The 15,024-nt window shown below is 61.8% G+C and carries 12 protein-coding genes; all 12 read left to right on the top strand.

Features of this window, described 5'->3' with window-relative positions; genetic code table 11:
* The first annotated feature begins 2 nt into the window (after window positions 1-2).
* The 12 genes from DYL59_RS04150 (at window position 3) to pdeM (ending at window position 15,024) form a co-directional block, all read left to right on the top strand.
* A complete protein-coding gene (locus tag DYL59_RS04150) occupies window positions 3-647 on the top strand; it encodes a glutathione S-transferase N-terminal domain-containing protein (protein ID WP_135288024.1) in 645 nt (214 codons plus the stop codon).
* Window positions 648-877: 230 nt separating this feature from the next.
* On the top strand, window positions 878-3,319 hold the full coding sequence (locus DYL59_RS04145) for a penicillin acylase family protein (RefSeq protein WP_135288023.1): 2,442 nt from the start codon (window positions 878-880) through the stop codon (window positions 3,317-3,319).
* 202 nt (window positions 3,320-3,521) lie between these two features.
* Window positions 3,522-4,526, top strand: a complete 1,005-nt coding sequence (locus DYL59_RS04140; RefSeq protein WP_135288022.1) for a ligase-associated DNA damage response exonuclease — start codon at window positions 3,522-3,524, stop codon at window positions 4,524-4,526.
* Complete coding sequence (locus DYL59_RS04135; RefSeq protein WP_135288021.1) at window positions 4,523-6,157, top strand: ATP-dependent DNA ligase; 1,635 nt, start codon at window positions 4,523-4,525, stop codon at window positions 6,155-6,157. The genes DYL59_RS04140 and DYL59_RS04135 overlap by 4 nt, the downstream gene beginning before the upstream one ends.
* A gap of 310 nt (window positions 6,158-6,467) precedes the next feature.
* Complete coding sequence (locus tag DYL59_RS04130; protein ID WP_027604451.1) at window positions 6,468-7,247, top strand: transporter substrate-binding domain-containing protein; 780 nt, start codon at window positions 6,468-6,470, stop codon at window positions 7,245-7,247.
* A gap of 57 nt (window positions 7,248-7,304) precedes the next feature.
* Complete coding sequence (locus DYL59_RS04125) at window positions 7,305-8,033, top strand: ABC transporter permease (protein WP_135288020.1); 729 nt, start codon at window positions 7,305-7,307, stop codon at window positions 8,031-8,033.
* Window positions 8,030-8,740, top strand: coding sequence for an ABC transporter permease (locus tag DYL59_RS04120; RefSeq protein WP_135288019.1), 711 nt, complete (start codon window positions 8,030-8,032; stop codon window positions 8,738-8,740). The genes DYL59_RS04125 and DYL59_RS04120 overlap by 4 nt, the downstream gene beginning before the upstream one ends.
* A 9-nt stretch (window positions 8,741-8,749) precedes the next feature.
* Window positions 8,750-9,868 (top strand): succinylglutamate desuccinylase/aspartoacylase family protein, encoded by a 1,119-nt coding sequence (locus DYL59_RS04115; protein ID WP_135288018.1) that lies wholly within the window; start codon window positions 8,750-8,752, stop codon window positions 9,866-9,868.
* Between the two features lie 13 nt (window positions 9,869-9,881).
* Complete coding sequence (locus DYL59_RS04110; protein WP_135288017.1) at window positions 9,882-10,646, top strand: ABC transporter ATP-binding protein; 765 nt, start codon at window positions 9,882-9,884, stop codon at window positions 10,644-10,646.
* A 242-nt stretch (window positions 10,647-10,888) separates the two neighbouring features.
* Window positions 10,889-11,836: a glycosyltransferase gene (locus DYL59_RS04105; RefSeq protein ID WP_135288016.1), complete on the top strand. Its 948-nt coding sequence runs from the start codon at window positions 10,889-10,891 to the stop codon at window positions 11,834-11,836.
* A 57-nt stretch (window positions 11,837-11,893) separates the two neighbouring features.
* On the top strand, window positions 11,894-14,374 hold the full coding sequence (locus tag DYL59_RS04100; protein WP_135288015.1) for a ligase-associated DNA damage response DEXH box helicase: 2,481 nt from the start codon (window positions 11,894-11,896) through the stop codon (window positions 14,372-14,374).
* Complete coding sequence (pdeM, locus tag DYL59_RS04095) at window positions 14,374-15,024, top strand: ligase-associated DNA damage response endonuclease PdeM (protein ID WP_135288014.1); 651 nt, start codon at window positions 14,374-14,376, stop codon at window positions 15,022-15,024. Before DYL59_RS04100 ends, pdeM begins: the two co-directional genes overlap by 1 nt.

Genomic DNA, 15,024 nt, shown 5'->3' with positions numbered 1-15,024 from the left:
TCATGATCGACCTGTATTACTGGACAACCCCCAACGGTCACAAAGTGTCATTGTTCCTGGAAGAAGCCGGCCTGCCCTACGAGGTGCACCCGATCAATATCGGCCAGGGCGACCAGTTCAAGCCGGACTTCCTGAAGATCGCTCCCAACAACCGCATTCCGGCCATCGTCGATCAAAACCCGACCGACGGTGGCGCGCCGATTTCCCTGTTCGAATCCGGCGCAATTCTTTTGTACCTCGCGGAAAAAACCGGCCAGTTCATTCCAAAAGACCTACGCGGTCGCCAAGAAACCCTGCAATGGCTGTTCTGGCAAATGGGCGGGCTGGGGCCAATGGCGGGTCAGAACCACCATTTCAGCCAGTTCGCACCCGAGAAGATTCCCTACGCGATCAAGCGCTATGTAGATGAGACGGCTCGCCTGTATGGCGTGCTGGATCGGCGCCTGGCGGATCGTGCTTTTGTGGCAGGCGAGGCCTACAGCATTGCCGACATGGCGATCTACCCGTGGATCGTTTCCCACAAGTGGCAGAGCCAGCGGTTGGAAGATTTCCCACATCTGCATCGCTGGTTCAACAGCATCAAGGAACGGCCGGCGACGGTGCGGGCGTATGAATTGGTGCAGAAAGTGAACCCGCCGAAGCCCTGATCTTAAGTCGTACAGGGTCTAAATGTGGGAGCGGGCTTGCTCGCGAATGCGGTGGCTCAGTCAATGCAGATGTGATTGACCCACCGCATTCGCGAGCAAGCCCGCTCCCACACTTAAATCTGCACCCGTCTTAAGTTCTCATCCAATTGCCAAAACTCCCGCTTGCGTCGTTCCGTCGCGCTCACTAACGTAGCGCCTTTACTGACGCTACCCCCCGCAGGAGCTTTGCCATGGCCTCGCCAGCCCTCTCACATTTTCTTCCCCGGTTCGGCGTTGCCGCGGCAGTGGCCAGTGCATTGAGCCTGGCCGGTTGCCAGCTCCAGAGCACCCAGGACACCCTGCCGCCGGTCGCCGGTGTGCAGCCGATCAAAGGCCTGGCGCAAAACGTGTCCGTGCGCCGCAATGCCCAGGGCATGCCGTTGATCGAAAGCAACACCTTCCACGACGCGCTGTTCAGCCTGGGCTATGTGCACGCCAGTGACCGCATCACCCAGATGGTCACCCTGCGCCTGCTGGCCCAGGGTCGCCTGGCGGAGATGTCGGGGCCCGAGGTGCTGGATGTCGACCGTTTCATGCGGGCGGTCAACCTTAAAAAGAGCGCGGGCGAGCTGTACAACGCCTCAAGCCCACGCCTCAAGCGCTTCTTCGAAGTGTATGCGCGTGGCGTCAACGCCTACCTGTTCCGCTACCGCGACAAGCTGCCTCCAGACCTGGCTCAGACCGGCTACAAGCCTGAGTACTGGAAACCGGAAGACTCGGCATTGCTGTTCTGCCTGCTCAATTTCAGCGAGTCGGCCAACCTGCAGGAAGAAATCTCGTCCCTGGTATTGGCGCAAAAAGTCGGTGTCGACAAGCTCGCCTGGCTGACGCCAAGCGCGCCGGATGAAGCGATCCCGCAGGCCGAAGCGGAAAAACTCAAGGGCGTGAACCTCAGCCAGATCACCGGCCTGGCCGGGCTGGACACGGTCAGCCAGCAACTGAGCCGCCTCAACTCCCTGGCGGTGACCACGTCGAGCAACTGGGCGATTGGCCCACAACGCAGCCGCAGCGGCAAAAGCCTGCTGGCAGGCGACCTGGCCGCCCAGCCGCAAGCGCCGTCGCCGTGGAGCTACGTGCAGATCCGCGCGCCTAAGTACCAAGCGGTGGGAGCATCGATTGCCGGTTTGCCGACGCTGTTGTCTGGTTTCAACGGCAAGGTCGCGTGGAGCATGAGCACCGTCAAGGGCGACACCCAGGACCTGTTCCTGGAAAAAGTCCGACGCCAGGGCAGCGCGCTGTACTACGAGAACAACGGCAAATGGCTAGCCGCCGGCGTGCGCAACGAAACCTTCTTCGTCAAAGGCCAACGCTCAATTCGCGAAGTGGTGTACGAAACCCGCCACGGCGCCCTGCTCAACAGCAGCCAGGCGCTGACCACCGGCTTGGGCCTGGCCCTGCAAACCGCCGACTTCAAAGACGACAAGAGCCTGGACGCGTTCTTCGACCTGTCCCGTGCGCAAAACGTCGCCAAAGCCTCGGACGCCACCCGCGAAATTCGCGCCATCCCACTGAACATGCTGTTCGCCGACGCCAGCAACATTGGCTGGCAAGTCACCGGCCGCTTCCCCAACCGCCGCGAAGGCGAAGGCCTGCTGCCATCACCGGGCTGGGACGCGCGCTTTGACTGGGACGGTTACGCCGACGCGATGCTGCACCCCTATGACCAGGACCCGGCCCAGGGCTGGATCGGCACTGCCAACCAACGCACCGCACCGCGCGGCTATGGCATGCAGTTGTCCAACTCGTGGGACGCACCGGAGCGCAGCGAGCGCCTGGCCCAATTGGCCAATGCGGGCAAGCACGACAGCCGCAGCATGATCGCCATGCAGTACGACCAGACCACCACTTTTGCTGCCAAGCTCAAGACCATGTTCCAGGCACCCGGCATGGCCCAGCCGCTCAAGCAGGCGATTGATGCACTGCCGGCGGCCGAGCAGGCCAAGGCGCGTGAGGCGTTCAATCGCCTGATGGCCTTTGACGGCCGCCTGGTATCGACCTCCGCCGACGCGGCGCTGTACGAACTGTTCCTGCAGGAAAGCACCCAGCAGATCTTCCTCGACGAACTCGGCCCGCAAAACAGCGCCAGCTGGAAAGCGTTTGTCAGCAACGCCAGCCTGTCCTACGCCGCCCAGGCCGACCACCTGCTGGGCCGCGAAGACAGCCCGTTCTGGGATGACGTGCGCACGGCGCAGAAAGAAGACAAACCGGCAATCCTGGCCCGCAGCCTGGCCGCCGCCATCAGCGCTGGCGACCGCCAACTGGGCGCCGATCACAAGGCCTGGCAGTGGGGCAAGCTGCACACCACCACCTGGAAAAACACCAACGGCCAAGTGATTCGAGGTCCGTTGGCCTCCGGTGGCGACCACAACACCCTGAACCCGGCGCCGTACAACTGGGGCCAGGACTTCACGACAAGCCAGGTGCCAGCACTGCGCATGATCGTTGACTTCGGCCAGGTGGAACCGATGATGGGCCAGGGCGGCACCGGCCAATCCGGCAACCCCGCCAGCCCGAACTATGCCAATGGCATCGACCCGTCGCTCAAGGCGCAGTACCTGAGCTTCCCGATGCAGCCGCAGAACTTTGAGAAGGTGTATGGCAAGGCTCGGTTGACACTGACCCCAGGCAAATAACCCGGCTCCATCTGAAGGAACCGGATCAAAAATGTGGGAGGGGGCTTGCTCCCGATGGCAGTGTGTCAGTCAACAGATCAGTTACTGATACACCGCAATCGGGAGCAAGCCCCCTCCCACATTTGGACCGCGTGCAATCAGATAGAACTTCTCTCGCCGCACCCTCCTCATACCTGATAAGCCCATCGCCCCCGGCACGCCCATGGACCTTGTCATCGCCCGCCCCGAAGGCCTCTACTGCCCCGCCGGCGACTTCTACATCGACCCCTGGCGCCCAGTGGAACGTGCGGTCATCACCCACGCCCATGGCGACCACGCCCGCACCGGCAACAGTCACTATCTAGCCGCCGCCCCCGGCGAAGGCATATTGCGTTCGCGCCTTGGCCAGGACATCAACCTGCAAACCCTGGCCTATGGCGAACGCTTGAATCATCACGGCGTTACCCTGAGTTTTCATCCGGCCGGGCATGTACTGGGCTCGGCCCAAGTGCGCCTGGAATACCAAGGCGAAGTCTGGGTGGCGTCCGGCGACTACAAGGTCGAACCCGATGGCACCTGCGCGCCGTTCGAACCGGTGCGTTGCCACACCTTTATCACCGAATCCACCTTCGGCCTGCCGATCTACCGCTGGCAGCCCCAGGCGCAGATTTTTGCCGGGATCAATGAGTGGTGGCAGGCCAATATCGCAGCTGGCAAGGCCAGCGTGTTGTTCTGTTATTCCTTCGGCAAGGCCCAGCGCATCCTGCATGGCATCGACGCCAGCATCGGCCCGATCCTCAGCCATGGCGCCGTCGAACCTTTGAATCGGGTGTACCGCGAAGCCGGCATTTACATCCCCGAAACCCTCTACGCCGGAGATGTCCAAAAGAGCGACCCACTGTTGCGCCAAGCCCTGATCATCGCGCCACCCTCCGCAGGTGGCAGCAGTTGGATCAAGCGTTTCGGCGACTACAGCGACGCCTTCGCCAGCGGCTGGATGCGCCTGCGTGGCACCCGGCGGCGGCGCGGGGTGGACCGTGGCTTTGTGCTGTCGGACCACGCCGATTGGCCGGGCCTGTTGTGGGCCATCGAACAAACCGGCGCCGAACGGGTAATGGTTACCCACGGTTCTGTGGGCGTACTGGTGCGCCACCTGCGGGAAAAGGGCCTGGATGCCCAGGGATTTACTACCGAATACGGCGATGACGAAGAAGAGGCCAGCGTATGAAAGCCTTTGCCGAGTTGTACGCCAACCTCGATGCCACCACCTCCAGCAATGCCAAGCTTGCCGCGTTGCAGGCCTACTTCCGCCAGGCCCCGCCGCAAGATGCCGCGTGGGCGGTGTACTTCCTCTCCGGCGGACGACCTCGGCAACTGGTGCCCACGCGCTTGCTACGGGACATGGCCACCGAAGCGTCCGGTATCGAGCCGTGGTTGTTTGAAGAGAGCTATCAGTCGGTCGGTGACCTGGCAGAGACCATTTCCCTGCTGTTGCCGGAATCCCCCTACACCTCGGACGACGGGCTGGCCGTGTGGTTGGAAGAAAAACTGCTGCCGCTGCGCGGCCTGCCGCCCCTGGAGTTGGCCGAACGCCTGCCCGCGTTATGGGCGCAACTGGATCAACCCAGCCTGATGGTGTGCATCAAATTGATCACCGGCAGCTTTCGCGTGGGGGTGTCCAAGTTGCTGGTGACCCGCGCCCTCGCCGCCCTGGCCGACCTGGACAGCAAGCGCGTGGCCCAACGACTGGTGGGCTACACCGATTTGTCCAATCGCCCCACGCCTGAAGGTTATCTGAAGCTGATCGCCGCCGAATCGGCCGACGAACATGCGCAACGGGGCGGACAGCCGTATCCGTTTTTTCTCGCCCATGGCCTGGCGCAACCTGTGGAGCAGTTCGACACCTTGCTCGGCTCCCCCGCCGACTGGCAGGTGGAGTGGAAGTGGGACGGCATCCGTGCGCAGCTGGTCAAGCGCGAGGGCCGCTTGTGGATCTGGTCCCGTGGCGAAGAATTGATGACCGAGCGTTTCCCCGAACTCCACGGCCTGGTGCACGGCCTGCCCGATGGTACGGTAATCGACGGCGAGATTGTGGTGTGGAAAGACGCGGTGCAACCTTTCGCCCTGCTGCAACAGCGGATAGGGCGCAAGACGCTGGGCAAGAAGGTGCTCGAAGAGGCACCGGTGGCCGTCCTCGCCTATGACCTGCTGGAACATCAGGGTGACGATTGGCGTAACCATGCCCAGGCCGAACGTCGCGCCCAGCTTGAGCAACTGATCGCCCGATGCAACCAGCCGGTATTACGGCCCTCCCCGCTGTTGACGGGCACAAGCTGGGCCGACCTTGCCCAACAACGCGAAGCCTCCCGCAGCCTCGGCGTGGAGGGCATGATGCTCAAGGACCGCAAAGGCCTGTATGGCGTAGGCCGCACCAAAGACATGGGGCTGTGGTGGAAGTGGAAAGTCGACCCGTTCAGCGTCGATGCCGTGCTGATCTACGCCCAGCGCGGGCATGGCCGGCGCGCCAGCCTCTACAGCGACTACACCTTTGCCGTATGGGACGGCCCACCCGGCAGCGAGCGAACATTGGTGCCGTTCGCCAAGGCGTACTCCGGGCTGACCGATGAAGAGATGCGCAAGGTCGATGGGATTGTGCGCAAGACCACCGTGGAAAAATTCGGCCCGGTGAGCAGTGTCACGCCCAGCATGGTGTTCGAACTGGGGTTCGAGGGGATCGCCCTGTCCAAGCGGCACAAGAGCGGAATTGCGGTGCGGTTTCCCAGGATGTTGCGCTGGCGGCAGGATAAGGCGGTGGAGGAAGCCGATAGCCTGGCCACACTGCAAGACTTACTGACCTAGCCTAAATCCCATGTGGGAGGGGGCTTGCCCCCGATTGCAGTGTGTCATTCAGCCCAATTGCTACTGACACTCCGCGATCGGGAGCAAGCCCCCTCCCACATTTGGATCTTCATCTGAGCCGAAATGGTGCGCTGGATTTTCAGTGCCCACTTTCGGGCACCTCCTACACTCAGCTTTTCTTATTCCTACCTTTTAAAACGCTTATTCGGAACTATGGTGCAGAAATTGCTACCTGTGTTGCGTCTGACACCGTTCAGTAACAGTCCTAAACGCGCCACAAGCGCTTATCTTGGTTTCCAGGGATTACATAATGAAAAAAGCATTGCTGACCCTTTCTGCACTGGCTCTGTGCATGGCCGCCGGTACCGCGCTGGCCAAGGAATACAAGGAATTGCGTTTTGGTGTCGATCCGTCCTACGCGCCGTTTGAATCCAAGGCCGCCGATGGCAGCCTGGTGGGCTTTGATATCGACCTGGGCAATGCCATCTGCGCTGAGCTGAAAGTGAAATGCAAGTGGGTCGAAAGTGACTTCGACGGCATGATTCCAGGCCTCAAAGCCAACAAGTTCGACGGTGTGATTTCGTCCATGACCGTAACCCCGGTGCGCGAAAAGGCCATCGACTTCTCCAGCGAGCTGTTCTCCGGCCCGACATCCCTGGTGTTCAAGAAAGGCGCAGGCTATTCGACACCTGAGTCCCTCAAGGGCAAATCCGTGGGCTACGAGCAAGGCACCATCCAGGAAGCCTACGCCAAGGCCGTGCTGGATAAAGCCGGTGTGACCACCAAGGCCTACGCCAACCAGGACCAGGTGTACGCCGACCTCACCTCCGGCCGCCTCGATGCCTCGGTGCAAGACATGCTGCAAGCCGAACTGGGCTTTTTGAAGTCGCCAGCCGGTGCCGGCTACGAAGTCAGCGCTGCCATCGACGACCCGTTGCTGCCGTCGAAAACCGCCATCGGTATCAAAAAAGGTAACACCGAGCTGAAGGCTCTTTTGGATAAAGGTATCAAAGCGTTACACGATGATGGCACCTACGCCACCATCCAGAAGAAACACTTTGGCGATCTGAACCTGTACAGCGGCAAGTAATGCGCCTGGAGCGCCCTCCCCTGGAGGGCGCTTTTTTATCGCCATAGGTCCTGATTTATGTTCGAAGAACTGTTGCAAACCCTTGGGCTGAGCGCGCTCAGCTTGAAGGGTTTCGGCCCGCTGTTGCTGCAAGGCACCTGGATGACCATCAAGTTGTCGGTGCTGTCCCTGGCCGTCAGCGTGTTGCTCGGCCTGCTCGGCGCCAGCGCCAAATTGTCCAGCCTGGCCCTGTTGCGGGTTCCCGCCCAGCTTTACACCACCTTGATTCGCGGCGTACCCGACTTGGTGTTGATGCTGCTGATTTTCTACAGCCTGCAAACCTGGCTCACCGGCCTTACCGATTTTATGGAATGGGAGTACATCGAGATCGACCCATTCAGCGCCGGGGTGATCACCCTGGGCTTTATTTACGGTGCGTATTTCACCGAGACTTTTCGCGGCGCGATCCTCGCCGTGCCCCGCGGCCAATTGGAAGCCGCCACGGCCTACGGCCTCAAGCGTGGCCAGCGGTTTCGCTACGTGACCTTCCCGCAGATGATGCGCTTTGCCCTGCCAGGCATCGGCAATAACTGGATGGTGATGCTCAAGGCCACGGCCCTGGTGTCGATCATCGGCCTGGCCGACTTGGTCAAAGCCGCCCAGGATGCGGGCAAGAGCACCTATCAACTGTTTTATTTCCTGGTACTCGCCGCGTTGATCTACCTGTTGATCACCAGCGCGTCCAACTTTGTGTTGCGCCGTCTTGAACGTCGCTACTCCGCAGGCTCACGGGAGGCGGTGCGATGATCGAACTCTTGCAGGAATATTGGCGCCCCTTCCTTTACAGCGACGGCCAGCACATCACCGGCCTGGCCATGACGATGTGGCTGCTCAGCGCCGCACTGGTCATCGGCTTTGTGCTGTCGATCCCGCTGTCCATTGCCCGTGTATCGCGCAATCGCCTGGTGCGCTGGCCGGTGCAGTTCTACACCTACCTGTTTCGTGGCACACCGCTCTATATCCAGTTGCTGATCTGCTACACCGGCATCTACAGCATCGCCGCCGTGCGCGAACAACCGCTGCTGGATGCGTTTTTTCGCGACGCCATGAACTGCACCATCCTGGCCTTCGCTCTCAATACCTGCGCCTACACCACGGAGATTTTCGCCGGGGCGATCCGCAGCATGGCCCACGGCGAAGTGGAAGCGGCCAAGGCCTATGGCTTGAGCGGCTGGAAGCTGTACGCCTACGTGATCATGCCCTCGGCGTTGCGCCGCTCGCTGCCCTACTACAGCAATGAAGTGATCCTGATGCTGCACTCGACCACGGTGGCCTTCACCGCGACCATCCCCGACATTCTCAAAGTGGCGCGGGATGCCAACTCGGCCACGTTCATGACCTTTCAATCATTTGGCATCGCTGCGCTGATCTACCTGACCGTGACCTTTGCGTTGGTGGGGCTGTTTCGCCTGGCGGAGCGTCGTTGGCTGGCCTTTCTCGGGCCGAGTCATTAAGGAGTGTTCATGCGTCATCAGGTACATGATCTGATCGCGCCAGTGCCAGGCACGGCGCGGCAGATTCACAGCTTCCACTTCGGCCCGGAGCAGGCTGCGGGCAAGGTTTACATCCAGTCGTCGCTGCATGCCGATGAATTGCCGGGCATGTTGGTGGCGTGGCACTTGAAGGTGCGCCTGGCCGAGCTGGCGGCGGCCGGGCGCCTGCGCAGTGAGATCGTGCTGGTGCCCATCGCCAACCCAGTGGGCCTGGAACAGGTGTTGATGGATATCCCGCTGGGCCGCTATGAGCTGGAGAGCGGGCAGAACTTCAATCGGCTGTTTGTGGACCTCAGTGAAGCGGTCGGTGATCACATCGAGGACTTGCTCAGCGACGATCCGCAGCACAATGTGCGTTTGATCCGCAGCACCCTGGCCAACGCGCTGGCGGCGCAAACCGCCCACACCCAGTTACAGTCCCAGCGCCTGGTGCTGCAACGCCTGGCCTGCGATGCCGATATGGTGCTGGACCTGCATTGCGACTTCGAAGCCGTGGCGCACCTGTACACCACGCCCGAGGCATGGTCCCAGGTCGAGCCGTTGGCGCGCTATATCGGTTCGGAGGCAAACCTGTTGGCCACCGATTCCGGCGGACAATCCTTCGATGAGTGCTTCACCCTGGTGTGGTGGCAGTTGCAGCAGCGCTTCGGCGAGCGCTTCCCGATCCCCCTGGGCAGCTTTTCGGTGACCGTCGAGTTGCGTGGCCAGGGCGACGTCAACCATGGCCTGGCCGCCCTCGATTGCCAGGCGATCATCGACTACCTGATTCACTTTGGCGCCATTGCCGGCAACGTGGCGCCCCTGCCCGACCTGCCCTACCCGGCCACGCCGCTGGCCGGCGTTGAACCGGTGGCCACGCCCGTGGGCGGCCTGCTGGTATTCAGCGCCCTGCCCGGTGAATACCTGGAAGCCGGGCAACTGATTGCCGAAATCATCGACCCTATTACCGACCGCGTAACGCCGGTGCACTGCCAGAAGGCCGGCCTGCTTTACGCCCGTTCGCTACGCCGCATGGCCACTGCCGGGATGGTCATTGCCCATGTCGCCGGTACCGAGGCCTACCGCAGCGGCTATCTACTTTCGCCTTGAGGATGCACGCCCCATGTACAAATTGACCGTTGAAGGCCTGCATAAAAGCTATGGCGACAATGAGGTGCTCAAAGGTGTCTCGCTCAAGGCCAAGACCGGTGACGTGATCAGCCTGATCGGCGCCAGTGGCTCGGGCAAAAGCACCTTCTTGCGCTGCATCAACTTCCTGGAAACCCCCAACGACGGCGCCATGACCCTGGACGGTCAGACGATCCGCATGGTCAGCGACCGCAACGGCATGCGCGTGGCCGACGACGCCGAGTTGCAGCGCCTGCGCACGCGGCTGGCGATGGTGTTTCAGCATTTCAACCTGTGGAGCCACATGAGCGTGCTGGAGAACATCACCATGGCCCCGCGCCGGGTGCTGGGCTGCAGCAAAAAGGACGCCGAAGACCGCGCCCGGCGCTACCTGGACAAAGTCGGCCTGCCCGCCCGCGTGGCCGATCAATACCCGGCGTTTCTCTCCGGCGGCCAGCAGCAACGGGTAGCCATCGCCCGTGCCCTGGCCATGGAGCCGGAGGTGATGCTGTTCGACGAACCCACCTCGGCCCTCGACCCGGAGTTGGTGGGTGAAGTGTTGAAGGTGATCCAGGGCCTGGCCGAGGAAGGTCGCACCATGATCATGGTGACCCACGAGATGAGCTTTGCACGCAGGGTGTCGAACCAGGTGTTGTTCCTGCACCAGGGCCTTGTCGAAGAGCAAGGCGCTCCCGAGGAGGTGCTGGGCCATCCGAAAAGCGAGCGCTTGCAGCAGTTTCTCAGCGGCAACCTCAAGTAACCGGGCCGAACGCGCTGCACGCCCTTGCGCGTGTGGCGCGCCTGTCGACTCCCTTACCGCTCTGTGCCTGTAAGTCTTTCCTCCCAATTAACTCCAGAGTCATACAGGCTGCTGGGATTGATCTGTCAGCGATTAATTAAAATTAGATAAAAATTGGCCTGTCTATTTACGCGAAGTCCCGCGTGATTCAGATTCGATTGCCTACATGTCGGCACGACCAGATCACTTTCGGATATTCACACATGACAGCTGGCGCGAGCCTATCCACTGAGCGAGCAGTCACTGCGCAACTGACAATATTGGTTCGCTGCGGTGACGAAAGCGGCGTACTGCAGGCGTTTCATACGCGTCTCGTCGCGATCATCGAGCGACTCAACACCCCAACCGAAGTGCTGTACGTCAATGCCGGTGCCCAAGGCCCTGTTGCCGACCTGCTTGATCAGATAGCCCTGGGCCCACGTGTCAGCACGCTGCACCTGAGCCCCACCGTCGACGCAGAGGCCGTCCTGCGTGCGGGCCTGCGCTGCGCCAGCGGCAGGGCCGTGATTGTTATGGAGGGTGACCTGCGAGACCCACCTGAGCTGATCCCCTTGATGGTGCAGGAATGGCGCAAGGGATTTGAAGTCGTGAATATGCAGCGCCGCTCACGGCCAAGGGAGACCTGGCTCAAACGCACGGGAGCAAGGCTGTATGACGCGGTGATCGACCACCTGATCGATGATTTCGAGGTGCCCAGCCACGTCGGCGATTTCCGTTTGATCGGGCCCCATGCACTGGCGGCCATCCGCGCCAGGGACGATCGATCCGGCGCATTGACCCTGCTGGTCAGTTGGCTCGGCTACCCCTCGACCGAGGTCAATTATGAACGCCGCGCTTATCCGGCCGGCAGGTCAAAGGGGTCGTCACTGGCATGGCTGAACCGTAGCATCGACGGGATTTTCACCTGTTCTCTTCGGCCGCTGCGGCTCTACAGCTACTTGAGCGCGCTCAGCTTTGCCGTGGGCGCAGTGTGGCTCGCAGGCTCGGCAACCCTGGGCGAATTGACCGATCAGCACCTGGTGGTGCAGTCGATCCTGTTGCTCAGCCTGGGCACCGCGTTGGTCGGCGAGTATGTCGGCCGGCTGTCGAGAGCGGCTAACCCCCGCCCCAACGCCCTGAACGAACACACTGCGCCAGGCATCAAGGGTTAAACCTTTGGGGTTGCTGGAGGGTCTGTGGAATAAGCCCTTCAGAGCGTCAGTTGCCGTATGGCAAAACCCACCCAATTCGCCAGGCTATGGTTTGCCGCCAAAGGCTGGAAACCTTTCGCCTTCCAAAAAGAGGTGTGGCAGGCGGTCAAGCAAGGCCATTCGGGTTTACTGCACGCCAGCACCGGCGCCGGCAAGACCTACGCGCTATGGTTTGCGGCGCTCAATCGCTTTGCCGTTACCCGGCCACCTACCAGCGCTAAACGCAAACCGCCCGCAGAGCCGCTGACCGTGCTGTGGATCACGCCCATGCGCGCCCTGGCCGCCGACACCGCTCGCGCCCTGGAGGCACCGCTTGAAGCATTGCAGATCCCCTGGAGCGTCGGCCTGCGCACCGGCGATACCAGCAGCAGCGAACGCGCCCGCCAGACCCGGCGCCAGCCCACCGCACTGGTTACCACCCCGGAAAGCCTGACCCTGATGCTGGCGCGCGCCGACAGCGAGGCAAGCCTGGCGCACCTGCGCATGGTCGTGGTGGATGAATGGCATGAACTGATCGGCAACAAACGCGGCGTGCAGTTGCAACTGGCCCTGGCGCGGCTGCGGCGCTGGCATCCGCACCTGATGGTGTGGGGGATTTCGGCGACGCTGGGCAATCAATCCCACGCCTTGGAAGTATTGGTCCCACAAGGCGGTGGGATCAACGTACAAGGGCAAACGGCTAAAGCGTTGCGCGTGGACACCTTGTTGCCAGCCGTCGCCGAGCGTTTTCCCTGGGCCGGGCATATCGGCTTGAAGATGTTGCCGCAAGTGGTGGCCGAAGTGGACGCCAGCAGCAGTTGCCTGGTGTTTACCAATACACGGGCGCAGTCGGAAATCTGGTACCAGGCGTTGCTGGACGCCCGCCCGGATTGGGCCGGGCTGATAGCCCTGCACCATGGTTCGCTGTCGCGGGAAACCCGTGACTGGGTGGAGCGGGCCTTGAAAGACGGTCAACTCAAGGCGGTGGTGTGCACCTCAAGCCTGGACCTGGGCGTGGATTTTCTGCCGGTGGAGCGGGTGTTGCAGATCGGCTCCGCCAAAGGTGTGGCGCGCCTGATGCAACGCGCCGGGCGTTCGGGACATGCGCCTGGGAGGCCGTCACGGGTGACGCTGGTACCGACCCACAGCCTGGAGTTGGTAGAAGCCGCCGCAATCCAGGATGCAATTGCCCAACGGCGTATCGAAGCGCGTGAATCGCCCCACAAGCCGCTGGACGTTCTCGTACAGCATTTGGTGAGCATGGCGCTGGGCGGCGGCTTTACACCCGATGCGCTGCTGGCGGAGGTGCGCGGCGCCTGGGCTTATCGTGACCTGACGGATGAGGATTGGGCCTGGGCCTTGGGGTTTGTGCGCCATGGCGGCCTGTCGTTGACGGCCTATCCGGATTACCGCCGTGTAGAGCCAGACGAACAAGGCATCTGGCGGGTGCCCGATGCGCGCCTGGCACGCCGCCACCGGATGAGTGTGGGGACCATCGTCAGTGACGCCAGCATTCATCTGAAATACTGGAGCAAGGGCGGCGGCGGCAAAAACCTGGGCAGTGTCGAGGAGGGCTTTATCGCACGGCTCAAGCCTGGCGATGGTTTTTTGTTTGCCGGGCGATTGTTGGAGCTGGTTCGCGTCGAGAACATGACGGCCTATGTACGTCGCAGCACCGCGAAAAGAGCTGCCGTGCCCCGCTGGAATGGCGGGCGCATGCCGCTCTCCAATGAGCTGGCGCACGCGGTGGTGGCGCGCTTTGACGCCGCGGCGCAGGGGGTTTATGACGGCCCCGAGATGCAGGCCGTGCAGCCCTTGCTGCAGACGCAGTTGCGCTGGTCCGGCTTGCCGACAAGCTCGTGTTTATTGGCTGAAACCTTGAAATCCCGAGAAGGGTGGCATCTGTTCCTCTACCCGTTCGCCGGGCGCCAGGTGCACCTGGGGTTGGCGAGTGTGCTGGCATGGCGGGTCAGCCAGCAGCAAGCCGTGACCTTCTCGATTGCGGTCAACGATTACGGCTTTGAGTTGTTGAGCGCCACCCAGGTGGATTGGCCTGCATGCCTGGGCGAGGCGCTGCTGAGCCCCGAGCATCTACTGCATGACGTAGCCGCCAGCCTGAACGCCGGGGAACTGGCCCTGCGTCGCTTTCGCGAAATCGCACGCATCGCCGGGCTGGTGTTTGCCGGCTACCCCGGGGCCCCAAAAAGTACGCGACAGGTGCAAGCCTCCAGCGGCTTGTTCTTCGAGGTGTTCAAGCAATATGACCCGCAGAACCTGTTGCTGACCCAGGCTGGGGAAGAAGTGCTGCGCGATGAGCTGGACATTCGTCGCCTCGAAGAAACATTGCGCCATCTGTCGACGCTGAAACTGGACCTGCACCCGATCGAACGGCCGACGCCCCTGGCATTCCCATTGTTGGTGGAGCGGATGCGCGAAAGCATGAGCTCGGAAAAACTCTCGGAGCGTATTGCACGAATGGTCAAGGACCTGGAAAAAGTCGCGGATAACGGGAAGCGCTGATGCACTGCACACTGGTACTTGAGGGCGAAGAGCTGTGGCTGCTGGCAGACAAAGCGGTCTATTGGCCCGCACACCGCTGCCTGCTGATTGCCGACGCGCATTTTGGCAAGGCCTCGGCCTACCGCAGCCTGGGCCAGCCAGTGCCACAGGGCACGACCACCGCCAATCTGGAGCGGCTGGATCGGTTGCTGTCGGCTTATGCGTGCGAGCAGGTGATCTTTCTCGGGGATTTCCTGCACGGCCCTGGCTCACATGCCAGCGGCACCCTGGGCGCCTTGCGGGATTGGCGCGAGCGTCATACAGCGCTGCACATGACCTTGATTCGCGGCAATCACGACAAACGCGCAGGCGACCCGCCGACAGACTTGCGGATTGAAGTGGTGACGGAACCGCTGTTGATGGGGCCTTTTGCCCTGCGACACGAACCCGAAACCCATCCCAGCCACCACGTACTGGCGGGGCATGTGCATCCGGTGTATCGCCTGCGCGGCAAGGGCCGGCAAAGCTTGCGCCTGCCATGCTTCCAGATCGGTACGCAGGTCAGCCTGTTGCCGGCGTTTGGCGCCTTTACCGGTGGCTATGCAGTACAGCAGGACAATGACCGCCGAATCTTTGTGATTGGCGATCACCACGTCTGGCCGGTGAGCTAG

The sequence above is a fragment of the Pseudomonas kairouanensis genome (assembly GCF_004682055.1).
Classification (GTDB): domain Bacteria; phylum Pseudomonadota; class Gammaproteobacteria; order Pseudomonadales; family Pseudomonadaceae; genus Aquipseudomonas; species Aquipseudomonas kairouanensis.
This window is presented reverse-complemented; position numbering and strand designations above follow the sequence as displayed.